General features: G+C 63.5%; 18 protein-coding genes. 9 read left to right on the forward strand and 9 right to left on the reverse strand.

Features of this window, described 5'->3' with window-relative positions; all coding sequences use genetic code 11:
- Positions 1 to 40: 40 nt before the first annotated feature.
- Together IRI77_RS19385 and IRI77_RS19390 are read left to right on the forward strand one after the other, a co-directional pair.
- Positions 41 to 2,662 carry an ABC transporter permease gene (locus IRI77_RS19385; RefSeq protein ID WP_194446684.1) on the forward strand — a complete coding sequence of 874 codons (2,622 nt, stop codon included), beginning with the start codon at positions 41 to 43 and terminating at the stop codon, positions 2,660 to 2,662.
- Between the two features lie 20 nt (positions 2,663 to 2,682).
- The gene (locus IRI77_RS19390) at positions 2,683 to 5,769 is read left to right on the forward strand and encodes a UvrD-helicase domain-containing protein (protein WP_194446685.1); all 3,087 of its coding nucleotides are present in this window, start codon (positions 2,683 to 2,685) and stop codon (positions 5,767 to 5,769) included.
- Here the strand turns inward: IRI77_RS19390 and IRI77_RS19395 are convergent.
- Both IRI77_RS19395 and IRI77_RS19400 read right to left on the reverse strand, forming a co-directional pair.
- On the reverse strand, positions 5,721 to 6,059 hold the full coding sequence (locus tag IRI77_RS19395) for an anti-sigma factor family protein (RefSeq protein WP_228486213.1): 339 nt from the start codon (positions 6,057 to 6,059) through the stop codon (positions 5,721 to 5,723). The genes IRI77_RS19390 and IRI77_RS19395 overlap by 49 nt on opposite strands.
- Positions 6,043 to 6,687, reverse strand: a complete 645-nt coding sequence (locus IRI77_RS19400) for an RNA polymerase sigma factor (protein WP_194446686.1) — start codon at positions 6,685 to 6,687, stop codon at positions 6,043 to 6,045. Before IRI77_RS19400 ends, IRI77_RS19395 begins: the two co-directional genes overlap by 17 nt.
- 85 nt (positions 6,688 to 6,772) lie before the next feature.
- Between IRI77_RS19400 and thrS the strand changes: the two genes are divergently transcribed.
- The 4 genes from thrS (at position 6,773) to IRI77_RS19420 (ending at position 12,097) form a co-directional block, all read left to right on the forward strand.
- The gene (thrS, locus tag IRI77_RS19405) at positions 6,773 to 8,716 is read left to right on the forward strand and encodes a threonine--tRNA ligase (protein WP_194446687.1); all 1,944 of its coding nucleotides are present in this window, start codon (positions 6,773 to 6,775) and stop codon (positions 8,714 to 8,716) included.
- A 22-nt stretch (positions 8,717 to 8,738) separates the two neighbouring features.
- On the forward strand, positions 8,739 to 9,902 hold the full coding sequence (gene hpnI, locus IRI77_RS19410) for a bacteriohopanetetrol glucosamine biosynthesis glycosyltransferase HpnI (protein ID WP_228486214.1): 1,164 nt from the start codon (positions 8,739 to 8,741) through the stop codon (positions 9,900 to 9,902).
- Positions 9,903 to 9,980: 78 nt separating this feature from the next.
- Complete coding sequence (locus IRI77_RS19415; RefSeq protein WP_194446689.1) at positions 9,981 to 11,468, forward strand: ATP-binding protein; 1,488 nt, start codon at positions 9,981 to 9,983, stop codon at positions 11,466 to 11,468.
- Positions 11,465 to 12,097, forward strand: coding sequence for a response regulator transcription factor (locus IRI77_RS19420; RefSeq protein WP_194446690.1), 633 nt, complete (start codon positions 11,465 to 11,467; stop codon positions 12,095 to 12,097). The genes IRI77_RS19415 and IRI77_RS19420 overlap by 4 nt, the downstream gene beginning before the upstream one ends.
- Positions 12,098 to 12,158: 61 nt before the next feature.
- Here the strand turns inward: IRI77_RS19420 and IRI77_RS19425 are convergent, their stop codons facing one another.
- Positions 12,159 to 12,992, reverse strand: a complete 834-nt coding sequence (locus IRI77_RS19425; RefSeq protein ID WP_194446691.1) for a tetratricopeptide repeat protein — start codon at positions 12,990 to 12,992, stop codon at positions 12,159 to 12,161.
- Positions 12,993 to 13,098: 106 nt separating this feature from the next.
- On the opposite strand from IRI77_RS19425, the gene IRI77_RS19430 reads away from it, so the two are divergent.
- Positions 13,099 to 13,356, forward strand: coding sequence for a hypothetical protein (locus tag IRI77_RS19430; RefSeq protein ID WP_194446692.1), 258 nt, complete (start codon positions 13,099 to 13,101; stop codon positions 13,354 to 13,356).
- On the opposite strand, the gene IRI77_RS19435 is transcribed toward IRI77_RS19430, so the two are convergent.
- Both IRI77_RS19435 and IRI77_RS19440 read right to left on the reverse strand, forming a co-directional pair.
- Positions 13,343 to 13,537 carry a hypothetical protein gene (locus IRI77_RS19435; protein WP_194446693.1) on the reverse strand — a complete coding sequence of 65 codons (195 nt, stop codon included), beginning with the start codon at positions 13,535 to 13,537 and terminating at the stop codon, positions 13,343 to 13,345. The genes IRI77_RS19430 and IRI77_RS19435 overlap by 14 nt on opposite strands.
- A 7-nt stretch (positions 13,538 to 13,544) precedes the next feature.
- Positions 13,545 to 14,429 carry an SPFH domain-containing protein gene (locus tag IRI77_RS19440; protein WP_194446694.1) on the reverse strand — a complete coding sequence of 295 codons (885 nt, stop codon included), beginning with the start codon at positions 14,427 to 14,429 and terminating at the stop codon, positions 13,545 to 13,547.
- 182 nt (positions 14,430 to 14,611) lie between these two features.
- Between IRI77_RS19440 and IRI77_RS19445 the strand changes: the two genes are divergently transcribed.
- Positions 14,612 to 16,822, forward strand: coding sequence for a nitric-oxide reductase large subunit (locus IRI77_RS19445; protein WP_194446695.1), 2,211 nt, complete (start codon positions 14,612 to 14,614; stop codon positions 16,820 to 16,822).
- A gap of 67 nt (positions 16,823 to 16,889) precedes the next feature.
- Here the strand turns inward: IRI77_RS19445 and IRI77_RS19450 are convergent, their stop codons facing one another.
- From IRI77_RS19450 to IRI77_RS19465, 4 genes are read right to left on the reverse strand one after another with little or no spacing between them, the layout of a single operon-like run.
- Complete coding sequence (locus IRI77_RS19450; protein ID WP_194446696.1) at positions 16,890 to 17,501, reverse strand: NADPH-dependent FMN reductase; 612 nt, start codon at positions 17,499 to 17,501, stop codon at positions 16,890 to 16,892.
- A 36-nt stretch (positions 17,502 to 17,537) separates the two neighbouring features.
- Positions 17,538 to 20,180, reverse strand: a complete 2,643-nt coding sequence (locus IRI77_RS19455; RefSeq protein WP_194446697.1) for a PD-(D/E)XK nuclease family protein — start codon at positions 20,178 to 20,180, stop codon at positions 17,538 to 17,540.
- A 36-nt stretch (positions 20,181 to 20,216) separates the two neighbouring features.
- Positions 20,217 to 20,873, reverse strand: a complete 657-nt coding sequence (locus tag IRI77_RS19460; protein ID WP_194446698.1) for a class I SAM-dependent methyltransferase — start codon at positions 20,871 to 20,873, stop codon at positions 20,217 to 20,219.
- 54 nt (positions 20,874 to 20,927) lie between these two features.
- The gene (locus IRI77_RS19465; RefSeq protein ID WP_194446699.1) at positions 20,928 to 23,261 is read right to left on the reverse strand and encodes an LptF/LptG family permease; all 2,334 of its coding nucleotides are present in this window, start codon (positions 23,259 to 23,261) and stop codon (positions 20,928 to 20,930) included.
- 113 nt (positions 23,262 to 23,374) lie between these two features.
- On the opposite strand from IRI77_RS19465, the gene IRI77_RS19470 reads away from it, so the two are divergent.
- A complete protein-coding gene (locus IRI77_RS19470; RefSeq protein ID WP_194446700.1) occupies positions 23,375 to 24,355 on the forward strand; it encodes an aldo/keto reductase in 981 nt (326 codons plus the stop codon).
- The last annotated feature ends 14 nt before the right edge of the window (positions 24,356 to 24,369 follow it).

Below are 24,369 nucleotides of genomic sequence, written 5' to 3' on the forward strand. Positions count from 1 at the left end.
TCGGCGGTTATCCTTCTCCTAGATCAATTAGGAGAGCGAGATGTGGCGTAAGTGGGGCGAAGCCCTCGGCATAATGCGGCGGCGGCAATCCTGGGAGACCAGCCTGTCGGAGGAACTGGAGTCCCACATCGAACATCGCGCCGACCACCTGATGGCCGGCGGAACGCCCGCTGAGGAGGCCCGCCGGCAGGCTCGCCTTGAGCTCGGCCAGCACGAGACCTACAAGGAGCAGTGCCGTGAGGCTAAGGGACTGCGTTGGCCCGACGAACTGGCCCAGGACCTGCGCTTCGCCTTCCGCAGCGCGCGGCACCATCGTGGATTCACCACCGTGGCAATTGTCTCCCTTGCGTTGGGCATCGGCGCGAACACCGCCGTCTTCAGCGTCCTGAATTCACTGGTGCTGCAGCCACTGCCGATGGCCGAGCCGGAACGCGTCTTCTTCGTCCAGCACGACAAGGAACCTACCCATTCCTTCCCGCTCTATCGGGATCTGCGTGATCGCAACGCCACGTTTTCGGCTTTGGCCGCTTACCGGATTGCGCCCATGGGGCGGGAGACGGCGCAAGGCGCGGAACGCGTTTGGGGCTACCTGGCGACCGGCAACTATTTCGATCTACTGGGGACAAAGCCCATCCTGGGCCGGTTCTTCCACCCCGGGGACGAGAAGGGACCGGGTGCCAGTCCCTACGCCGTATTGAGCTACGCCTGTTGGAGGCAGCGCTTCGCAGGCGATCCCGGGATGGCCGGACGCACGGTGCGCATCAACGGCCGGCCGTACACGGTTCTGGGTGTGGCACCCCGTGAGTTTCACGGCACGGAGCATTTCTACTGGCCCGAGATCTGGGTCCCCATGATGATGGAACCTCAGATTGAAATGCGCGACTGGCTGGAGGATCGCAACACCTGGAACGCCTTCGTCATCGGCCGCCTGAGGCCGGGCATCACCCAGCAGCAGGCAGAGGCCAACCTGGATTCAGTCGGGCTGGCCGTCAATCAGGAACACCCGTCCGGCGGGTACGTGCCGCGCACCCGCCTGGCCAGGCCCGGCATGATCGGCGACACCGGCGGCGCGCCCGTTCGCGGATTCCTGATCGGCGTGATGGCGCTGGCGGGACTCGTCTTACTGGCGGCCTGCGCGAACCTGGCCGGACTGCTCTCGGCCCGGTCGGCCGACCGGCGCCGCGAGTTTGCGATTCGGATCTCGATCGGCGCGGGCCGGGCGCGGCTGATGCGGCAGCTCCTGACGGAATCCATGCTGCTGGCCCTGGCCGGAGGCGCTGCGGGTTGCGGGCTGGCCTACGGCCTGCTGAGCCTGCTCAGCGAATACCGGCCTCCGTTTGATTTTCCGGCTCAATTCGCGGTGAAGCCGGATCCGCGGGTGATGGCCTTTGCCGTTCTGATCACGGCAGTCACCGGGCTGCTGTTCGGCCTCGCGCCAGTGCGCCAGGCTTGGGCAACCGAGACGAATCGAGCCCTGCGCGGCGCCGGTTCGGGCCGCCGTTGGGCCTTTCGCGACCTGCTGCTGGCCGGTCAGGTGTGCCTCTGCTGCCTGCTGGTCACCGCGTGTTTCGTGTCTCTCCGCGGCCTGTCCAATGCTCTGCGGATGCCGGCCGGTTTCCGGTCCGAAGGGGTCACGGTGGCCGGCTTTGACCTAGGGATCGCCCGCTATTCAGCGGACCGAGGCCGGCAGTTCCAGCAGGAGGTTCTCGAGAAAGCAAAGGCGGTACCCGGGGTAGTTTCGGCTGCCTTCGCCAGCGCGGTGCCATTGACCGTCGATCAGTCCTCCACCACCCTGTATGCACCCGGCGCGATGGACGACAAGCGGAGGGACGGTGTTGGCGCAAGTTACTTCGTCGTCTCGCCGGACTATTTTTCCGTAATGTCGACCCGTCTGCTCGCCGGGCGGGACTTCCGCTGGGATGATCCGCCAGGAATGGCCATCGTCAACGAGACCCTGGCCCGCAAGGTGCTGGGACGGACAGACGCGGTGGGCCGCCGGATCGTGCACGGGTTTCGGGGTGAGCAGGTGCTGATCATCGGGGTTGTCGAAGACGGCAAGTACGAATCGTTGACCGAGCAACCTCGCGCCGCGATCTTCTGGCCGGCCGCGCGCCGCTACGAATCCAGCGGCCTGCTGTTGGTTCGTTCCAACCGTCCGGAGAGCGAGATGGCCGGGCTCCTGCGTCAATGCATCGCGGAGCTCGACGCCCGCTTGCCCGCCCAGAACGTCGGCGGACTGCGCCAGCAACTGAGCTACGCCTTCTTCCCCGCCCGCGCGGCCAGCTTTGCTCTGAGCGCGTTCGGACTGCTGGCGATGATGTTGGCCGTGACAGGCATTCACGGCCTGGCCGCCTACTCCGTGAGCCGGCGGGTGCGCGAAATTGGAATCCGCACGGCCGTTGGGGCGAGACCCGGCCAAGTCCTGAGCTTCGTCCTGGGGCGTACCGGTGCCCTGATTGCGGCCGGCTGCCTGGGCGGCCTGGCACTCGGCTTCGTGGCCAGCCAGGGCATGAGCCGAATCGTCTATCAGGCCTCTGCGCGCGATCCTGTTGTGTTGGCTGGAGTGGTTGTCACGATGGCCGTGATCTCCTTGGCCTCGGTCTATGTCCCGGCACGGCGCGCCCTCTCCATCGATCCGTTGCAAGCATTGCGACAGGAGTAGAGGCGACAATAGAAGCCGCAATGGCTTTATCGCAGGAGCAACTCGACGCGGTCCGGCGTAGTGGCCAGGACGCCTGCTGTGTGGCCGGTCCTGGTTCGGGCAAGACCACCGTCCTGGTCGAACGCTTTGCATGGCTGGTGGAACAGGGCATGGATCCAGGACGGATTCTCGCCATCACGTTCACCGAAAAGGCCGCCACCCAAATCAAGGCGCGGCTGGTGAAGCGCTTCAGCGGCGACATGGAGCGGCGGCGCGGAGTCGAGCGCGCGCAGGTTTCCACGATCCACGCTTTCTGCATGGGGCTGCTGCAGGAGCACGCGATTCGAGCTGGTCTCGATCCTGAGTTCGCAGTGCTCGACGAGCGGGAGGCCGACACCGAGCAGGCAGCCGCCATGGAAGCGGTGCTCGACCGCCTGGCCGAGGAGCGCCGGGAGGAGTTCGTCGCGGTCGCAGACGCCTGGCCCGCAAACGACATGGCGTCGTCACTACGCGGCGTTTATGAGGACCTGCGCATGGGCGGCGGAGCCCGGACCGCCCTCCAGCGCCTGCCGGAGTTCCATCCGGAGGTCGAAATCGAGGAACTTCGGCGCTCAGTCCGCCAGATGCTGGACGATTCGCCGGCTCCCACCACCGATCCGCAGCGGCGGCGCATGGAAGAAGGCCGCGCCTGGCTGAGCCAGGAGCCGTCCCTGCCCTGGCTGGCCGAGTTCAAGATGGACAAGCGCGGCCTGAAACCCGGCCATCCCATCTACGACAGCCTCGATCGCGTCAAGATGCTGCGCGACCAGGCGCGGCGCTGTGTCCTGGGCGCGGCTCATGTGAAGGAACGGGCCGTCCTGCGCGATGCCCTGGTCGAGTTTGAGCAGGAGTTCCAGCGGCGCAAGCGGGCACGGGCGGCCCTCGATTTCGAGGACCTGCAGGAGCAGACGCTGCGCCTGCTGCAGGGCGATTCCGAGATCCGCAGCGAGACGCAGGATCGTTTCGATGCGATTCTCATGGATGAACTGCAGGACACGAATCCGGTCCAGTGGCAGATCCTGGATCTGGTACGCCGTCCGGGCCGGTTCTTCGCGGTAGGCGACATCAACCAGTCCATCTATGGCTTCCGCCACGCGGTGCCCGAGCAGTTCGCGGCCTACCAGGAGACCGTGCGCGCGGCCGGCGGCGTGGTCGACCGTCTCGAGAGCAATTTCCGCAGCCGCCCCGAAATCCTGGCTGCCGTCACGGCCTCGCTGGTGACGACGCCCAGCGTCGGAGTGACGAGACACGAACTGATCGGACGCCGGGAGTACCCGTCCTACCGCGCCCCCTTCGTCGAAGTCCAGCGCATGGAGGAGGGCGAGGCGGAGGGGGAAGCCCTGTGGATCGCCCGGCGCTTGCGGGAACTGCACGGTGAATTGATGGTGGGGGATCCGCCGCATCCGGCCCGCTTCCGCGACATGGCCGTGCTGGCCCGCACCAAGGCTCCGTTCGATGCCCTGGAATCCGCCTTCGAGCAGTTCGGCATCCCCTGCCAGATCGACCGTGGCAAGAACTTCTTCGAGGAGCAGGAGATCCTGGATCTCACGAACTGGCTGCGCGTCCTGGAGAATCCGGCCAACGAGATCCCGCTCTTCGCCCTGCTGCGTTCGCCCTTCTTCGGATCGAGTGATGAGTCGATCCTGCTGGCGCGCGCTGGCGGGGGCCTGGCGCCCCAGGAAGCACTGGAGAGGATTGGATGGGCCCGGGCGTTTCGGGAGGAAATCCCGGCGGACCGGCTGCTGTCGCGGCTGATGGACGAGACCGGCTACCGCGACGGGCTCTCGCGCCGGGGCCGGGCCAATGCCGACAAATTCCTGCGGCTGCTGCGCGATCTGGACTCAGCCGCGCCCGGAGATCTCGCCGGACGCCTGGAGCACATCGACGACCTGCGCAAACGCGGCAAGGAGCCGAACGCACCCGAGGTCGAGTTCTCCGACGCCGTCCAGGTGATGTCGATCCACTCAGCCAAGGGACTGGAGTTTCCGGTGGTCGTCCTGGCCTCAATGCAGAAGGGAACCCAGAACTTCAGCGAACCGCTGGCGTGGACGCCCCAGGCCGGCCTGGGCCTGCGCTGGCGTATGCCGGACGGCAAGACGTCTGAGCCGGATCCCGCCCTCGCGGCGTGCGTCAGCCTGACTTCCGAACGCGAACGGGCCGAGGCCGACCGTCTGCTGTACGTAGCCATGACCCGGGCAGAAGAGCGGCTCATCCTTTCCTGGACGCAGCCCGCACGCAGCACTCCACCGTGGGTCCTGCAGGTGGAAACAGGACTCCAGATCGAGTGGCCAGCGGAGATCAACGTTGTCCGCGAAACAGAGTCGCTGCGGCTGACCAGGCGCAGCGGGCAACCGGAGGCCATGCCGGCGCCAGTGCTGGAGGGGGGGACGGCCGAACCCGTCGAAGCCACCCCGCTGCCTGAGTCGCACCAGTCCAGCGCCCAACTGCCGGTGACAGCCTTGGCGGTGTTTGCGGACTGCCCCCGGCGCTACTTCCTGCAAGCCCTGGTGGGCTGGCCCCAACCCGTTCGGCAGGGTGGATCGGGCGGCGGCGCAGCGCTGGGCACGGAGGTTCACGAGTTTCTGGGCGGAGTCTCCGAAGAGGTTTCGCCGGAGGCGGAGGCGCTGGCGGGCGTATTCCTGCAGAGCGACCTGGCAGGCCGCGTACAGCAGGCCAGCCGTGTGGAACGGGAATTCGACTTTTTAGTGGAGATTGAAGGCGTCCTGCTGCGCGGCCAGATCGACCTTTGGTTCGAGCACGACGGCCGTTTGGTCGTCGTCGACTACAAGACCGACCGCAATCTGGACGAATCCAGAATGGAAGCCTATTCGGTCCAGCTTCGCCTCTATGCCGAGGCCCTGGAGCGGATGCTGGGTCAGCCTGTCGACGAGGCATGGCTGTTTTCGCTGAGACTGGGCACGCCTCACCCTGTCGAGATAGGAAGTCAGGAAGAACGCCTCGCAGGATTGCGGGCGCTGGTGGAAGCGGAGAAGGCAGGAGACTTCCCGTTGCGGGAAGCACCCCGTTGCCGGTGGTGCCCCTACTCCGCGGGCGCCTGCCCTTCGGTCGGCGGCTCCTGGGCGGAGTGACTCTCTGAACCGCAGCCACAGCGCTTCTGGATCAGGCCCAGGATCTTCTGATGGATGGCCGGCGGTATGGGCTGGGGTTCCATCCCCTTGTAAACACTGATGGTTTTGCGGGTAGTGTCACAGATCACCCAGCAGTTGGGACACTCCGTGATGTGCTTCTCCAGCTCGGCCCGAAGCGCGGGATCGGTGGTCTCGTCGAGGAAGTCGTTAAGTTCCTTCAAAAAGTCGTGACAGGTGACCATCTCTTTTCGAAGCGCTTGCGTGTGCGCTGCCTCATTTTGCGTAGCCAAGGATCTGATCCCCTTTGCGTTTGAAAATCCGGGTGAGTTTCTCGCGCAACTGCAGGCGCGCGCGCAGCAAGCGGCTTTTCACAGCTGCTATTGATAGACCGAGTACTTCAGCGGTCTCCTCCGTGCTGAGTTCTTCGACGTCGCGAAGAATAAAAACCGTCCGGAAGATCGGTTTGAGGCTGTCGATTGCTTTGTCCAGGATTTCGCGCATCTCTTCCTGGCTGTATTTCTGCTCGGGAGTGTCATCCCAAACCGCGATCTCGCGCACGATCGGTTCCTCTTCCGTTTCGATGTTTTCATCGAGCGAAACGGTTCGATCACTTTTGCGCTTTCTGAGCTTCATCAAGCTCTCGTTCACCGCGATTCTGGTCAACCAGGTATAGAATTTGGACTGACCCTGGAAGGAATCGAGATGCTCGAAGGCCTTGAGAAACGTCTCCTGGAGGACATCTTCTGCGTCCTCATCGTTCTGGGTAATCTGCCGCGCCATGCGGTAGACGCGCCGTTCGTATTTCGAAATCAGCTCGCCGAATGCCGCGGCATCGCCGCGTCGAGCCCGATCCACCAAGGGCTGTTCGGCGGATATGGCATCACTTACTACAGCGGACTGGGTAGGTTCGCCTTCCATAGTGTGGGCTCCGAATCTTAAAGGATAGCAGTGAACCGGACCTGATGCTGTGTCATGATAGGCTGGAATTTACCCCTTTAGGACAATGAGCAGCACCATTACGATCACGTTGCCGGATGGCAGCCAAAAGGCGGTGCCCCAGGGCACGACGCCGTTGGATGTGGCGCGTTCGATCGGCCAGCGTTTGGCCGACGACGCGGTGGTGGCTCGCGTGGACGGGACCCTCTGGGACCTGACGCGGCCACTCGAAGGAGACACTACCCTCGAGATTCTCACTTCGAAGAACGAAGAAGCCCTCGAGGTCTACCGCCACTCCACTGCCCACCTGCTGGCCGCGGCGGTTCTGGAACTGTACCCCGAGACCAAGCTTGGCATCGGACCGCCCATCAAGGACGGCTTCTACTACGACTTCGACCGGCCTTCGCCCTTCACTCCAGACGATCTGGAAAAGATCGAGGCGAAGATGCGGGAGATCCGCGATCGCGGCCTGCCGTACGAACGCCAGCTTGTCCCTAAGGCCGAAGGCCTGGCCAAGTACAAGGAACTCGGCGAGCCGATGAAGTGTGAGCTGATCGAGGAACGCGCCGGGGACATCTTCAGCGAGTACACCCTGGGTCCGCAGTTCATCGACTTCTGCCGCGGCCCGCACGTCCCCACCACCAAGCGCATTAAGGCCTTTAAACTTTTGTCGATCGCCGGTGCCTATTGGAAGGGCGACGAGAAGCGGCAGCAGCTCCAGCGCATCTACGGCACGGCCTGGTTCTCCCAGAAGGATCTGGACGACCACCTGCACAAGCTGGAAGAGGCGAAGAAGCGCGACCACCGCCTGCTGGGCAAGCAGCTCGACCTCATCTCCATCCAGGAACTGGCCGGCCCCGGCCTGATCTTCTTCCACCCCAAGGGCGCACTCGTGCGCAAGCTGCTGGAAGACTGGATGCGCGACCAATACTTGAAGCGCGGCTACTCCATCGTCAACACGCCGCACGTCATGCGCGAACAGCTCTGGGCCACGTCGGGCCACCTCGGGCACTACGTGGACAACATGTACGCGGCCATGGAGCTGGACGACGCCCGTTACCGGCTGAAGCCGATGAACTGCCCGGGCCACATCCTCATCTACCGCGACCGGCAGCGCAGCTACCGCGACCTGCCTATCCGGCTGGGTGAACTGGGCACGGTGTACCGCTACGAACGCTCGGGCACGCTGCACGGCCTGTTCCGTGTACGCGGCTTCACGCAGGACGATGCCCACATCTTCTGCCGGCCCGACCAGATCGAAGACGAGATCGTGAACTGCCTGGAATTCGCCTTCGACGTGCTGAAGACCTACGGGTTCGACCGCTACCAGGCGGAGATCTCCACCTGGGATGGAGGCGCCAGCGGAAAGTACGTCGGCACCCCGGACCAGTGGGCATTGGCGGAGAACGCCCTGAAGGTCGCCGTGGAACGCGTGGGCCTGAAGGCCAGCGTGATTCCCGACGAAGCGGCATTCTATGGCCCGAAGATCGACGTGAAGCTTCTGGACGCGCTCGACCGGCCCTGGCAGCTTTCCACCGTACAGTTCGACTTCACGCTGCCAGAGCGGTTTGAGCTCGAATATGTCGGCGAAGACGGCGGCAAGCACCAGCCGCTGATGGTGCATCGCGCCCTCTATGGCAGCGTCGAGCGGTTCTTCGGCATCCTGCTGGAGCACTATGCCGGCGCCTTCCCCATCTGGCTGTCGCCGGTGCAGGTGGTTGTCCTGCCCATCGCCGACCGCCACGCCGAATATGCGAAACAGGTGGAAGCCAAACTCCAGGCCGCCGGCCTGCGAGTGGAAGTGGACGCGCGCAGCGAGAAGGTGAACTACAAGATCCGCGAAGCCCAACTTCAGAAGATCCCGTTCATGCTCGTCGTGGGCGATCGCGAAGCCGCCGACGGCAAGGTGGCTGTGCGCACCCGCAAGGGTGGCGACCTCGGCGCCAAGCTGGTGGATGAAGTGGTGGCCGAGATCGCTCAGCTTGTAGAGTCGAAGGCCGTGACAGAGTAGGCGGCCGCCCGCCGGTGTCTTGATGTCCTGGATACCCACGATCCTCCTCGGCTGTTTGCTGGCGGGGTCGTGGGTTTTCTGCGTACTGACCGTCATTGCCGCCGTCCGGTACCGCCGGGTGCGCCCACCCGCACTCCTCAGCTGCGAACCGATCTCCATCCTCAAACCGCTGCACGGCCTCGACGAGGGGCTGGAGGAGAACCTGCGCACCTTCTTCTCGCAGGATTATCCCGACTACGAAATACTCTTTGCGGCACGCGAGGCGTCCGATCCGGCCCTGGCCCTGGTGGAGCGGCTACGGTTGGATTACCCGGATATCCCGGTGCGCGTGTTCGTCACCGGCGAACCACCTTACCCCAATGCGAAGGTCTTCAGCCTCCAGTTGATGATGGCCGAGGCCGCGCATGACCTGCTGGTGATGAGCGACAGTGACATCCGCGTCTCGCCGTTGATGCTGCGCACGCTGGCCGCGGAGTTCCAGGATCCGAACCTCGGTGTCGCAACCTGCCCCTACCGGGCCGTACCCGGCGGAAGCTTGTGGTCGGTGCTGGAAGCGATCGGCATGAACACCGAGTTTTGGGGTGGGGCCATCACCGCGCGCATGGTGGAAGGCGGCGTGAAGTTCGCTGTCGGCCCGACGATCGCAGCGCGCCGCTCGGTAATTCAAGCTGTCGGCGGGTGGGAGCGCCTGAGCCAATATCTGGCGGAAGACTTCGTCCTTGGGCAGTTCGCAGCCGCGGCCGGGTATGGCGTAATTCTCTCTTCCTTCGTGATCGAGCACCGCATCGGCACCCAGGAACTGCGCGCCAACTTCGCGCACAGGTTGCGCTGGAACCGGTCGACGCGGAGGTCGCGGCCGGCCGGCTATGTGGGCCAGGTCTTCACCAACCCGCTGCCGATCGCCCTGCTCCTCCTGCTGCTATACCCGGAAAGCTGGCCCGCGGCGGTGCTCACCTGCCTATTGCGCGCTGCAGCCGCGTTCATCGTGTCTGAAGGTGTTTTGAGGGATCCGCTATGCCGAACCTGGTGGCCCCTTATCTTCTGGCAGGACCTGCTGAGCAGCGTGTTCTGGGTCGCCGGCTTCTTCGGCAACACCATCCTCTGGCGCAACCGGCGGTATCGTTTGCTGCCCGACGGGCGGTTCGAACTAATCGGCTATCCTGCGACGGACCCCTCTCGACGCTAAGCGTGCACGGACATCCCTTATCACGGGTATTGTCAATGAGATATAAATGAGACAAGATCGGCAAGGGTGTAACTCGTAATGAGCAGGGAAACCCGGATTCAGACTGAAGATCCGCTGCAGGAGGAGGTAGGAAACTCCTCATTCAGCCTCGCGCGCGTCTTTGAAGCGCCGAGGCGGACGATTGTCGTCTGGACTCTGGCCATTTCGCTGTTCATCATCCTGCTGGACGGCTGGATCGACACCAACGTTTCCATCGGCATCCTGTACCTGATTCCGATGCTGCTGGTGTCGTTTATCCTCAGCCGGTTTCAGATTCTGTGCCTGGCCTTGGTCTACTCCCTGCTGAAGGAGCACTTGTCTCCATTCGGCTGGGAATTGGAATCCATCGCGCGCATCGGGTACGCCTTCATCGGCTTCGCCGGGGCCGGGTTGTTCGCCAATGAAGTGGTGCGGAGCAGGCGCATGGCCCTGCAGTACTCCCGCGAACTGCAGGAGCAGATCCAGCGCCGCAAGGAAGCCGAAAACCAGATGCTGACGCTGATCGAGTCGAGTCCGGCTGCGATCATCACGCTGGATGCGGAAGGCCGCGTCGACCTGGCCAACCAGGCGGCCCATGAGCTGCTGGTGGTCCCGATGGGCTCGCTCTACGGCGAACGTATCCGCAAGTACCTGCCAGTGATGGCGGACCTGCTGCAGGCGACGGACGGCGACCTGCCTTACCGGACGGCCACCAATGCGCGGGGACGGCGCGCGAACGGCGAATCGTTCCTGGCCTGCGTGTGGTTCGCCACTTACCCGACACGGGCCGGCAAGCGGCTGGCCGCGATTATTACGGACGCCTCGGACGATCTCCGCGACTGGCAGGAGACCAGCCTTCAGAACCTGCTGCGCAGCACCCGTGTCCTGGTAGGCTCCGTCTCGCACGAAATCCGCAACGTTTGCGCCGCGATTTCCGTCGTGCACGCCAATCTGGGACGCATTCCCGGCGTCGACAAAAGCGAGGATTACACGGCCCTGGGCACGCTGGCCCAGGGTCTGGCCCGCCTGGCGACTGTGGAATTGCACTCCGCCGGCGACCAGGAGTTGAGCACCTCCAGCCTGGAGACCCTGCTCGAGGAGTTTCGCATCGTCGTCGAACCCACCCTGGACGCTGAGGAGATTGAACTGGAACTGGAAATCCCGGAGAACCTCCCTCCGGTGGTGGGCGACCATCATGGACTGCTGCAGGTCTTTCTCAACCTCTCGCGCAACAGCGTGCGGGCGATGGAACACTCAGACCAGCGCCGGATGAGGATCGACGTCCAGGTGAGCGGGCACACGGTGGAAGTCCGATTCAGGGATTCCGGACCGGGCGTCAAAAATCCAGACAGATTATTTCAGGCCTTCCAGCAAGGTGCGGACGCAGTGGGCCTGGGACTCTTCGTTTCGCGGGCCATTGTCCGGGCCAACGAGGGAGAGTTGTACCATGAACCATCCGAGTCGGGTTGCACCATGTGTGTGCGTTTGAAACCGCACCTCACACCTGACCAGGCTGGTGACTTGCAGAACACGGAGATCACGGCATGACCAATATTTTGTTAGTCGACGACCATGCGCTGTTTCGCGAGAGTCTCGCGAGGCTGCTGTCCGCTGAATCGGAAGTCCGTGTGGCGGCCCAATGCGCCACCGTCGAGGAGGCGCTGCAGATTCTGGAGTCGAATTCATACGACCTGATTCTGCTCGACTACGAATTGGGGGACCGGCGGGGCAACGAAGTCGTCGCCGCCATCCGGCAGAAGAACTACTCCGGAAAGGTCCTGGTGGTCACCGTCGGTGTTACCCGGGCGGAACTGCGCCAATTGATGAATCATGGCGTCAGCGGCGTGTTCCTGAAGAACAACTCTCCAGATCTGCTGATGCAGGCCATCCAGACCGTGATGCGCGGGGAAACCTGGATGGACCCCAAGTACACCAGCAATGTCGGAGAGACCGCAACCGGCGAAGCCGCCCGCCGGGCACGCTTCACCGAACGCGACCGCATGGTGCTGCGCGGCGTGTTCGAAGGCCTCGCGAACAAAGAGATAGCGGACCGTCTCCACGTGAGTGAGAGCGCCATCAAGGCTTCACTGCAACAACTGTTCAGCAAGACCGGCGTCCGCACCCGCAGCCAATTGGTCCGGGTAGCGCTGGAGCACTACCGGCGCGAACTGCTCTAACGCCCAAACGTCCTCCTGACTCCGCGACGCCGCACGAATCCCACGATTCGCGCGGCGTCTGTCATTGGATGTAAGGCTTCGGGGCAACCAGCGAGTTTCGAATCTGCACCGCCCGCCGGTTCGCTTTGGCCGCTTCCTGCTTGAAGCGCAGGCGCCGCAGGACGGAGGAATAGGACGTCAGTGTTTCCGCCAGCTTGGGGTGGCTGGGGCCCAGGTATTTCTCCTGCATGGCGATTGCTTGGCGGAACAGCTCCAGTGACTGATCATTGTGCCCGCCGGCGAACTCCGACGTCGCCAGATTGGCCATGACGGACGCTTCCAGTTCGGGCTGGGTCGAGGGCAGCTTCCGCGCGGCGTCCAGGGCTCGTTGGAACCAGCGGGTGGCGCCCTCCACATCCTGCAGCCGTATGTGCAGCGCTCCGTAAGTGTTGCAGGCGGTGGCGTACACCTGGTAGTCCGGCGGGACAATCTGCTCACTCAAGGTAATGGCTTCGCGTACCAAAGGGTCGGCGTCGTATGGCTTATCCATTGCCCGATAGGTATTGGCCAATTCGATGAGGGTGTTGGCGCTGGCGCGTATTGCGTTCTGCTTCCTGCTGATGGCTAAGCTTTGGTTGAGCAGATCCAGCGATTGGACGAAGTCACCTCGCTTACGCGCAATCACTCCCAGGTTGTGCAGTTCGGCCATGATGTAGCTCTGGTTGCCCTCCGCCAGCAAGCGATGCGCGGCCAAGGCGCGCTGGAAGACCGGTTCCGCTTCCAGGAATCGTCCCGCGTCGCACAGGCTGGTGGCATCCCTATAAGCCTCGGAGGCCTGCTGGAGAAGTGTTTTGGGAGCCGGCTCCTGAGCGAAGACGGCCGCGGAGAGGAGGATGAGACAAGTTGCCCAGTGCATGTCAGCCAATACGCTTCTATTGCGTTTGAGATTTGCGTCACAAAACGCCGTCGTGTCATGACATGGTATGTCGCCATCCGTCTAGCTGATCAGTAACGGAGGTCAGGTGACGCAACAACGCATGGAGGGATGGAAAGAGATGGCCGCCCATCTGGGCCGCTCGGTGCGGACCATCCAGAGATGGGAGCGCGAGGCGGGACTACCCGTCCGGCGTCTGGTCGTCGGGGGCAAAGCCCAGGTCTTTGCCTACAGGCAGGAACTGGACGGCTGGCGCGTGTCCAAAGAGGCTGAGCCGGAACGCCCGCCAGCCGGCATCATCCAACGGATCCGGGCCGGCTGGAATCAACTGTTCATCCGGAAGTAGCATCATCCTTCGAAACAGGCGGCTCCACCGGCCCCAGGAATCGCCGCCGGTCGCGCATCGCCTTGCGCAGCAGGAATTCGATCTGCCCGTTGAGCGAGCGCAAGTCATCGTCTGCCCACTTGCGCAAGGCCTCGAGAACCTCGCCATCAATCCGGAGAAGAAACGACTTGCGCTCCGCCATGGCTCTATCAGTGGCTCAGCGTGCCTGTGTTCAACACAGGCTGAGCCGCCGCCTCGGAACAGAGGACCACCAGCAGGTTCTGCACCATGGCCGCCCGCTGCTCCCCGTCCAGTTGCACCACGTTCTTGGTCGCCAGCGCGTCCAGCGCCATTTCGACCATGCCCACCGCGCCTTCCACGATTTTCTGCCGGGCAGCAATGACCGCGGAGGCCTGCTGGCGCCTCAGCATCGCGGCGGCGATCTCCTGGGCGTAGGAGAGATAGGACAACCGGGCCTCGATCACCTCCACTCCGGCTACGGCTAGCCGGTCGTGGATCTCCGTCTTCAGGCGGCCCGCCACTTCCGCCGTGTGCCCTCGCAGGGACACCGTGTGTTCTTCGTGCGAATCGTAGGGGAAGGCCGTGGCCAGGTTGCGCACAGCTGCTTCGCTCTGCACGTGGACGTAGTTCTCATAGTTGTCGACCTGGAAGCTCGCCTCGGCGGTGTCCACCACTTTCCAGACCACCACGGCCGCAATCTCGATCGGATTGCCATCCTGATCGTTCACTTTCAGCTTGGACGTCTCGAAGTTCCTCACACGGCAGGAGATGGGCTTCTTCGAGTAGAAGGGGTTGGCGAACTTCAGGCCCGCGTCCGACACCGTACCCACATAGTTGCCGAACAATGTGAGGACTACACGCTGGTTGGGCTGCACACTGAAGAACCCCGCCAGGCAGATGAGGTCTACCACCCAGATCACCACCCACGCGAGGATTGCGCCAACCGGCTTCTCCATCCCATGCGACCCTCGAACGGAGAGTACGATTCCGGCAATCGGAATGACCAGGAACGCCAAGGCAAGCAACAGCGCCGGAACGCCGGATCTGGCTGAAACTACTTTCTCTTTAAACATGGTTTCCTCCACGAGGAACTAACGTACTGAAATCTATCAGCTACCAAAGTGATATCACATCGCTAGCTTGGCTTCAAGAGAAATCGATTCCTGACTCCTTTTGTGACTTTGGTCATATCAAGTAGCTGCCCCTTAAACCATACTTGCAGCGTAAGTATCGGATTCACCAAGGAGTTGGGTCAATGAAGAGGCTGTGGATAGCATTCGGCGCGGTGCTGGTGCTCTCGTTTTCGGTATTGGGGTGGATTGGGACAAGGATCTACCAGGAAGCTCCGCCGATTCCGGCGCGAGTTGTAACGACGGAGGGGCAGGCCGTGTTTGGCCAGGGAGATATCCCGGCCGGCCAGAATGTCTGGCAGTCGATGGGCGGCATGGAGGTCGGTTCGGTCTGGGGGCACGGCAGCTACGTCGCGCCTGACTGGACGGCGGACTGGCTGCATCGCGAACTGATGTTCGTCCTCAACGAATGGGCGCAAACCCAGTGCAGCAAGAGCTACGGCGAACTCAGCGCCGAGCAGCAGGCCGGGCTCCGCGGCCGCCTGGAAGAGATGTACCGGAAGAACACGTTCGATCCGGCGACAGAGACGATCGTCGTTGACCCGATACGGGCACGCGCCATTCAGGCCAACGTAGCCTACTACACCGCCCTCTTCGCCAGTGGGCAGACCGCCTATGCGATCCCGAAGGGCGCTGTCTCCGACCCGGAACGCGCTCGCAAGATGGCAGCCTTCTTCTGGTGGTCGTCCTGGTCGGCGTCGACGAATCGCAAGAACGACAACATCACCTACACGCACAACTGGCCGCACGAGCCGCTGGTGGGCAACCGCCCCACAGGCGAGAGCGTCATGTGGACCGGCGTCAGCATCCTCATGCTGCTGGCCGGCATCTGCGCCATGGTCTGGTGGTACGCCTCGCAAAAGGAAGAGCCGATGGGGGAGACGCCCAGGACGGATCCGCTGGCGGGCTGGCGCTCCACCCTCTCCCAGGTGGCCACGCTCAAGTACTTCTGGGTAGTGGCGGCGCTGATCCTGGTGCAGATGATCATGGGTATGATCACGGCCCACTACGGCGTGGAAGGCGACGGCTTCTACGGCATCCCCTTGTCGAAATGGCTGCCCTATAGCGTGTCGCGGACCTGGCACGTCCAGGTGGGGATCTTCTGGATCGCCACCGCCTGGCTGGCCGCCGGCCTCTACATCGGACCGTTGGTGAGCGGCGTCGAGCCGAAGTACCAGCGCCTGGGTGTCAACGTCCTCTTCGGAGCCTTGCTGGTCATCGTGGCCGGTTCGCTGGCCGGCGAATGGATGAGCGTGCAGAACCGGCTGACCGACGCGCAATCGTTCCTGTGGGGCCACCAGGGCTACGAGTATGTGGACCTCGGGCGAGGCTGGCAGATTCTGCTCTTCGCGGGCCTGCTGATCTGGCTCACCCTGGTGGTACGGAGCGTCTGGCCGGCCCTCAAAGTCGCCGGCGACCAGCGGCATCTGCTGTCGCTGTTCCTGGTCTCGAGCGCAGCCATCGGTCTCTTTTACGGCGCCGGCCTGACCTGGGGCCAGCACACGAATCTGTCCATCGTCGAGTATTGGCGCTGGTGGGTGGTCCACCTGTGGGTGGAAGGTTTCTTCGAAGTCTTCGCCACCACAATCATTGCGTTCTTCTTCACAAGATTGGGGCTGGTCCGCCCGGGCCTGGCCGCCAGGAGCGCACTGCTCTCGGCCACCATCTACCTGGCCGGCGGCATCATCGGCACCTGCCACCACCTCTACTTCTCGGGCACACCAACCGTGGCGATTGCCTGGGGCTCAGTCTTCAGCGCCCTGGAAGTGGTTCCGCTGGTGCTGGTCGCTTACGCGGCCCTGGACGATCTGCGGCGCGGCCGCGCCACGGAATGGGCTCTGCGCTACAAGTGGCCGGTCTACTACTTCGTCGCCGTGGCCTTCTGGAACATGGTCGGCGCGGGCCTGTTCGGCTTCATGATCAATCCGCCCATCGCCCTCTATTACATGCAGGGGCTGAACACCACCCCGCTGCACGGTCATGCGGCGCTGTTCGGAGTCTACGGCATGCTCGGCATCGGCCTGATGCTGGTGTGCCTGCGCGCCATGGGCCAGGAAGGCGAATGGAACGAACGCTGGATGAAGTTCGCGTTCTGGTCGATGAACTGCGGCTTATTCGCCATGTGTGTCGGCAGCCTGCTGCCGGTAGGCCTGATGCAGACCTGGGCCTCAGTGGATCATGGCTACTGGTACGCCAGGAGCCAGGAATTCCTGCAGACGCCGACCATGCAAACCCTGCGCTGGCTGCGGGCGCCGGGCGATACGCTGTTCGCGCTCGGCGCGGCGGCACTGGTCGTTTTTGTCCTGAAGACACGGGCGAAGAGCCCGGCCGCGTAGGGCAAGACCATCCTCACGAAAGGCAGCGGCCCGGGGCTATTCCCGGGCCGTTCCTTTTGGAAAACGCTCAGTGAGCGGCAGCCTCCATGCCTTCCCGCAGGAGGCGCTCCAGTGTGAACCGCGGGCAGACGTGGTTCTCGACGTAGTTCAGCAGGTTCGTCGCGGACCGGCGCATCAGGGCCTCCGCCGCGGGATCGACCACGTGGCCGTCGGCGTCGAAGAGGGTTTGAACGTTAGCGATCGAGATGGGCATCGGCAGAGGCAGCGCCCCGACGTGAGAGACGATCCCTCGCAGCGACTCGAGAGACTTGATCGCACCGATCGCACCCGCTGCCACGCCCAGCAAACCTACGGGCTTTCCGGCTAGAGCGGACGGGAACCCCATGTTCTCGATCGCCAGCTTGATCACGCTGGAAAACGACCCGTGGTACTCCGGGGTCGCCAGGATCACCGCCGCCGCGTCGTGGATGCGCCGCTGCAATTCCTTCGTTCCTGGCGCGTTCGGATCCAAGCCCGGTAAGGGTAGATTCAGGTCCACCGGGTGGATGATATCGACGTCCACCTTAGGGTGCTTCCGCAGCTCATCCGCGACAATCGCGACCGTCTTCGAAGTGAAATTGCCGGGCCGCACACTACCGACGACAATGGCAATCTTAATCGGGCGCTCAGTATTGCTCATACAGCCCGATTGGATGCCCCAGCCGTCATTTCAGAGTCAACTAGTTACGGTCTCCACCTGTAGAGCAGACTGCACACGGCAGGCATCCAGGAAGTTGCAGTACCGGCAGGCTGCTTCGTCGGCCGGTTGCACAGAAATCCGGCCCGCCGCGATCTGCAGGATACTCTGGCCGGCAGCCTGCACCGCCTGGCCCATCAACGCTTCCACCTGCTCACGCTGGGTGAACTCCTCGTAGATCGTATCTCCCCGCAAACCGACGTACACGAAAGCCAGCGGCTCCAGACCCTCCACCTTCAACGCAGCCAGATAGAGCCCGCCCTGTACGGTCAACCCGGCTTCCAACTGGTCCAGGCGCCGCTTGATGCCGGATTGCCCCGAATACTTAAAGTCGTAGACGATCGACTCGCCGGCCTCGGAGGTATCCACTCGATCTGCACGGCCCGTTACCGGCACGCCCTCAATCTGCAGCCGCAGCGGACGCTCCGTCTCCACCTTCCAGCCGGGCAGGACCCGCGCGTTCTGCTCATAGAATCGCAGGCTGCGCTCGATCAGCAGCCGGGCCAATTCCACGCGATGCGACGCGGGGATGCGGCGCTGCGCCAGCATGGCCGCCCAGTGCCGCTCAAACAGCCCTTCCAGGGAACCCAGGCCGCGGTGCCAGTCCGAAATCACAGCATGGATGACGATCCCCTGCGCGACGAAGTCCAACCGCTCGTGCGGCAATTGAGGCAGGGGCTGAAGCTCCAGCGTCTTGCCGGCGAAAAACTGAAACGGACACTGCAGATAGCTTTCAATCGCCGTGGGACGATGCTGCCTGTGCTTCGCCCGCACAAAAGCCAGGGCCGGGTCGGACTGCAGGGCGGGCCGCGGCGGCAGCGGCACAACTCGTTGGGGTGTCACCCGCAGTCCACGCGCGGCGTCCGGCTCCTGATTGATGAAATCCAAGGCGAACGATCGCAGCGTGGGACGGCCGTCGGGATCCTTCGTCGGCCAGGAGAGCACCAGCGACTGGGAGGCTCGGGTGAGCGCGAACTGGAACAGAAATGCTTCTTCCGCCTGCTTGTCTGCCCGGTTCGACACAGGGACCCCATTGGTCCGCAGCTTGAAGCGCGTCTCTTCCGAGAGCACCGGATCCGGAGCCACCTTGCGGGGAAAATCGCCTTCCAGCAAACCGCAGAGGAACACCACCGGCAACTCCCACTGCCGCGCCTCGTGCACATCCAGCAGGTGGACGGCCTCCCGGCGCGGATCGGCCACACGCAGGGACGTCTCCTTGAGAACTTCCTGCGCCTGTCGCCAGAATCCTTCCAGCAGCATGGGTTCGGGCCCCAGCAAGCCGGCCAACTGGGTCAAGGCGGCCTGCATCGACCGCAGCGCCGCGGCCCGGGTACGCCAGACCTGCAGCGTCGACGGATCTCCTCCCGGCTCGGGCGGTGCGACCAGCGAAGCCAGGCCCGCGATACGCTGGGCCCACTCAGCCGCGGGGGCGGGCACGCTGCTCCAGGAGGTCATGCCCCCCCAAGCGGCCAGCCAATGCGCGGGTAGCGAAACCCGGGCCGCCAACTCCGCCAGCCCGGAGCCAGGCAAGGCCTCCCGGACTTCGAGCTCCAGCAAATCCGCGGAAGGCTCCTGCCCCGCCAGCGTCACAGCCGAGCGTAGCGCCTGGGCCGTCCGCCGCCACTCCCACCCGCTCTGCAGCGCGTCAATCAGGAGAGTGATGAACCGGCACACCGGATGCCCTGCGAGGGGGCTGACGAAGTAGGAGCGGGCCGGCACGCCCAACCGCGCAAAAGTCGTCTCGAACAGCGGCAGATACGGGTGGGCGGACCGCAGCACCACACCCATCTCGCGCCAGGGACGCCCATCGGCATGCAACGCCAGCATGCGCAGCGCAATCTCCTCCACCTCCCGCTCCCGGCTGGACGCCGAAACCAGCGTGGTCTGCGGGGTCGTCCTGACCGGCGAGAGCCGCTGCTCGCGCAAACCCATCTGCCGCAGCGCATCCCGGGAGGCCGCCACGCCCGTCCATTCCGGCAGTGCGACGGTCAGATCCGCATGCAGCTTCAAAGACCGCATCAGCTCGATTTCAGAGCGGGTAAATGAAAAGAACCCGTCGAAGTACAGTGACTGCAGGCCGCCCAAGCCCCGTTCACGGACATCTCGCGCGACGGAGGCCAACTGCTGGGCGCGGAACACCATCGACTGCCCGGCCAGCCGCGCTTCCAACTGTTCGTAAACCTGCTGCAAGCCGGCGGCAAACGGGCCGGAGTGCACCCCCAGCCCGCGCAACGCAGCCCACTGCAGGGAATCGCAGCCAGCATTGGCCAGATCCTCCAGCGCACGGGCCAGGGCAGCGGCAAACCCCGGACTTCCGGCCAGCGCGGCGAACGCGCGCGATTGCCCATCGGCCAGAATCTGCCGCAGGAACAGCGTCAGCGCGGTGGACGGCGCCAGGCTCTGGGACGGCTTCAGGCTCTCGACGAATCCGGCGATCGTAGTGATCGTCGAACTGCGCACCACCAACCCTTCGCGCGCCAGGGAATTCCGCAGATGCTCAGCCATCGTGGCCGTCGGCACGATCAGCCGGAAGGCCGCGCTGGAGGCGCGCAGGTGTCGCCGCACCTCGCGAAGGATGGCCGTTGTTTTTCCCGAGCCCGGTTCGCCGAGCAGAAGCCGCATGGTCACAGCGTAGCGCGCCGCCGGCCCCGGACGGGTTCAGGTCTTCCTGAGCTCCATGCGGAACGTCCGGAACTGCCCGGCCGTCTCCTCCGCTGAAACGATTTGGAACCCCGCCCCTTCAGCCAGTGAACGGTAGTAGGGCAGATCCATCCGAACCTGCGGCCACAGCGTGCCGTACCCAGTCTTCACCACTTCCCCAGGCAAGTGGAACTCGAAGTAGAACAGCGGCCCCTTGGTGCCCTGCTCCATCCCAGGATCCGTCAGCATCGGGATCACGGCATCCCAGATGAGCCACCGTCCGCCGGATTTCAGCACACGCGCCGCCTCCACGAAAACCTTCCGCTGCACCTCCGGCTGCATGTACATCAGCGAAAAGAATGCAGTCGCCGTGGAAAACTGTCCGTCCAGGAACTTCATCTCCGTCGCGTCCATGACGATCTTCAACGGTCCGGCGGGCGATTCCATCAGCTCATTCTTATAGAGATCGATGGCGACCACCTGGCTGGGCTTCATCCGGCCGATGATGCCTTCCCCACCGCCGCCGATGTCGAGCACGTAGCCCTCCGCGTCGAAGTTCGCAACCGTCAATGGCTGGCGTTCGAACCGGTGCATCTTTGGCCGTGCCGGTGGCTGCGCGGCGGCCTCATTCAACCCTGCGAGGCTCATCAGGAATCCTGTGCGTGTCAGTTGCATGATTCGAGATACGTAGATCCGAAATCATGAGTTCCGCGAGAATCGGTACCCAGGCTAAGTCTTCATGCGGGTCATCAGGTAGATACCGGCCAGCGCGAAGCCCGCATCGGGCGACCAGGCCGCAATCTCCGGCGGCAACTGCCCAACATTGCCCAGTTGCTCAAAGAAGTACGACATCGCGAAATAGGCAATGGCAACACCAATGGAGATGCCGACCCCGGTCATCGCCCCGCGATTGCCGGTCAGGAACGCGAACGGTACACTCAACAGCGCCATCACCAGCGCGAACAGCGGTACGCTGAACTTCTTGTGATACTGCACCTGCAAGGGCGTCGTGTTGAACCCCGACTGCTGAAGCTCCTTGATATAGCCGGACAGCTGCCGGTAGTTCATCTGCTTGTAGGTCTTGACTTCTTTCAGGAACCACGACGGCGACTCGTCCAGCTCAGTAAACGTTGCCGTGCTGCCCTGAAAGTCGCGATAGCTGTCTTCCCTCGGCCGCACATCGCGCACCCACCCGTTCTGGAAGATCCACGTATTCAGCGAAGGCTCCCACAACGCCCGCTCCGCGTAAATGTGGCGCCGCAGGCGGAAAGAAACCGGGTCCAACTCGTAGACGCTCACGCCGCCCAGCACATGCTCGTTCTCGTTCAAATACTTGTAGTAGTAGATCCGTGAAGCGTGCCCAAAGATCCACTTCCGGTTCGGGCTCAGGTACGTCTGTACCGGCTTGCCCTTGATGTGATTGCGCAGCATGTCCTGGATCAGGTTCGCGTTCGTCACGACGTAATGATCGAAGGCGAACAGCACACCGGACAGCGACAGGCAGGCCACCAGCACCGGAGCCGCCAGGCGGTATAGGCTGACGCCGCACGCCTTCAAGGCAATAATCTCGTTCGCCTTCGCCATGACGCCAAAGGTCACCAGCACGGCGAACAACACGCTCACCGGAGCCGCGTCGTACAGCAACTTAGGCGCCAGGAAGAACAGGTAGCGGAACAGCTCGGAAATCGCGATGTTGTTCTTGAAGACATCGCCCAGCAGCTCAAAGAAGTTGAAGATCTCCGTGAGCATCACGAAGCAGAACAGCAGCATCGAGAAATAGAACAGGAAGTTGCTGACGACGTAGGTGTCGATCACCTGGGGCAGCAGGAACAACCGCGTCGTCGAGCGCGGGCGCGTCCGCGCGGTCCCCTTCGCAGAACCTTCCCGCAGGGAGGCCAGTGCCTGGAAACGATCGACGATGTAACCTCGGATCGACTCGAAGATGTCCTTGTCGCCCGGCCGCTCCAGCCGCATCAGCAGTACGAACGCCGTCACGGCAAATAGAGCATTCGGAGTCCACACGGCGATCTCGGCCGGCATCTTCCCTTCACGCGCCAGGCTAATCAGCGACACCAGCATCGTGAAGTAGAAGAACGCGAACACTACCGTGATCACGAAGGCCGCCGACTTGCCGCCTTTGCGCGACGACACGCCCAACGGGATGCCCGTCAGCGCCAGTAGCAGGCAGGCCAGGGGCAAAGCCAGCCGCTGGTGGAACTCGATGCGCGCCTCCAGCGACTTCTTCGTCTCGCCCATTAGTTCGAGCGTGGGCGTGGCCGTGTAGTTCTTCGCCTTCACCTCGCCGCGTTCTCGCGCCTCCAAGGCCTGTTCGCCCGTGGGGAACCCGACCTTGTAGTAATCCTGTGGATCCTTGGCAGCTTCATACGTAGACCCGTTCCGCAGCGAAAGCTGCAGCCGGTTGCCCACGGTATCCGGCACCACCAGCGCCTCGGACGCGATCGTAAGCACCGGGCCCTCGCCGCGCTCCTGCCCGCTGTTGTTCTTCCGCTCGGAAGGCGGCGTGAGATCCGCCATGAACAGGTTGCGCCAATGCACCGGTTGCCCGGTCAGCACATCGCCGACATACAGAATTTTGTTCGGGAACGACTCATCGAAAACGCGAGGCTGGATCTCGGCCGTCAACTGGGCCGCGCCCATCTGGTTGATCACCCGGATCATCTCCCCCTGGCACCACGGGGTCAGTTGCAGCGAGCAGTACCCGGTGAAGCTCATCGCCAGCAGGGCAAACGCGGTAACCGGCAGCGTCACCCGCCGGGCCGGGACACCCGCCGCGCGCAGCGCCGTGATCTCGCCATCGCTCGACATCCGCGAAAGCCCAATCAGCGTGCCCACCAGCACGCCCAGCGGGATGGTCAACGGCATGGTGGCCGGCAGCAGCAGCAGGAAAAGATAGCCAACCGTCTCCGGCGACGTGGTCGACGAGACCAGGATCGTGAAGAGCTGCCCGGCTTTCTGCAGGAACAGCACGAATATAAACATCAAGGCACCCAAAAGGGCGCTGGACGCTATTTCGCGGAAGATCGTACGTGAGAGAATGCCCATGCCAGACGAAGGCGCTTACCCTTTGAGCTTAGCTGGAACCGCGGCCGGACTGGAAGCGCCGCAACCGCCGCCCCCTTGCGGAACGCATACTAAAGTCAGGACAGGACTCAAACATGCAATACAACAGACTCGGCAAAACCGGACTCAAAGTCTCCCGCATCTGCCTCGGCTGCATGAGCTTTGGCGACGCCAGCAAAGGCTGGCACCCCTGGGTTGTCAATGAGGAGGAGGGACGCGCGCTCATCCGGCAGTCGCTCGACGCCGGTATCAATTTCTTCGACACCGCCAACATCTACGCCGGCGGCAGCAGTGAAGAGTTCCTCGGCCGCGCGGTGAAGGACTTCGCCCGCCGCGACGAACTCGTCATCGCCACCAAGGTCCACGGGAAAGTGCGGAACGACGCGAATGGCCAGGGCCTCTCCCGCAAAGCCATCCTCGGCGAGATCGACGCCAGCCTGAGGCGCCTCGGCATGGATTACGTCGACCTCTACCAGATCCACCGCTGGGACGACACGACACCCATCGAAGAGACCATGGAAGCCCTCCATGACGTCGTCAAGTCCGGCAAGGCCCGTTACATCGGAGCCTCCACCATGCGCACCTGGCAGTTCGCCAAGGCGCTCCACGCCGCCGACCTGCATGGTTGGACCCGCTTCGTCAGCATGCAGCCGCAGGTCAACCTCGTCTACCGTGAGGAAGAACGGGAACTCCTCCCGCTCTGCGCCGCCGACGGCATTGGCGTGATCCCCTGGAGCCCGCTCGCTCGCGGCCGCCTGGCCCGCCCCTGGACGCAACGCGGCGAGACCAAACGCGGCCAGTCGGATCCCATCTCGCAGCGTCTCTACAGCCGAACCGAGGCCGCCGATCAGGCCGTAGTCGAGCGCCTCACCGAACTCTCCACCACCAAGGGTCTCCCCCAGGCCCAAGTCGCACTCGCCTGGCTGCTGCAAAAGCCCGTAGTCTCCTCCGTCATCGTGGGCGCCACCAAACCGCACCATCTCACCGACGCCATCGCCGCCCTCGACGTAGCTTTGACCCCGGAAGACATCACCGCACTGGAAGAACCCTACCAGCCCCACGACTGGGTTTTGTAGAGCCACACAATCCA

The organism is Paludibaculum fermentans (assembly GCF_015277775.1).
Classification (GTDB): Bacteria; Acidobacteriota; Terriglobia; order Bryobacterales; family Bryobacteraceae; genus Paludibaculum; species Paludibaculum fermentans.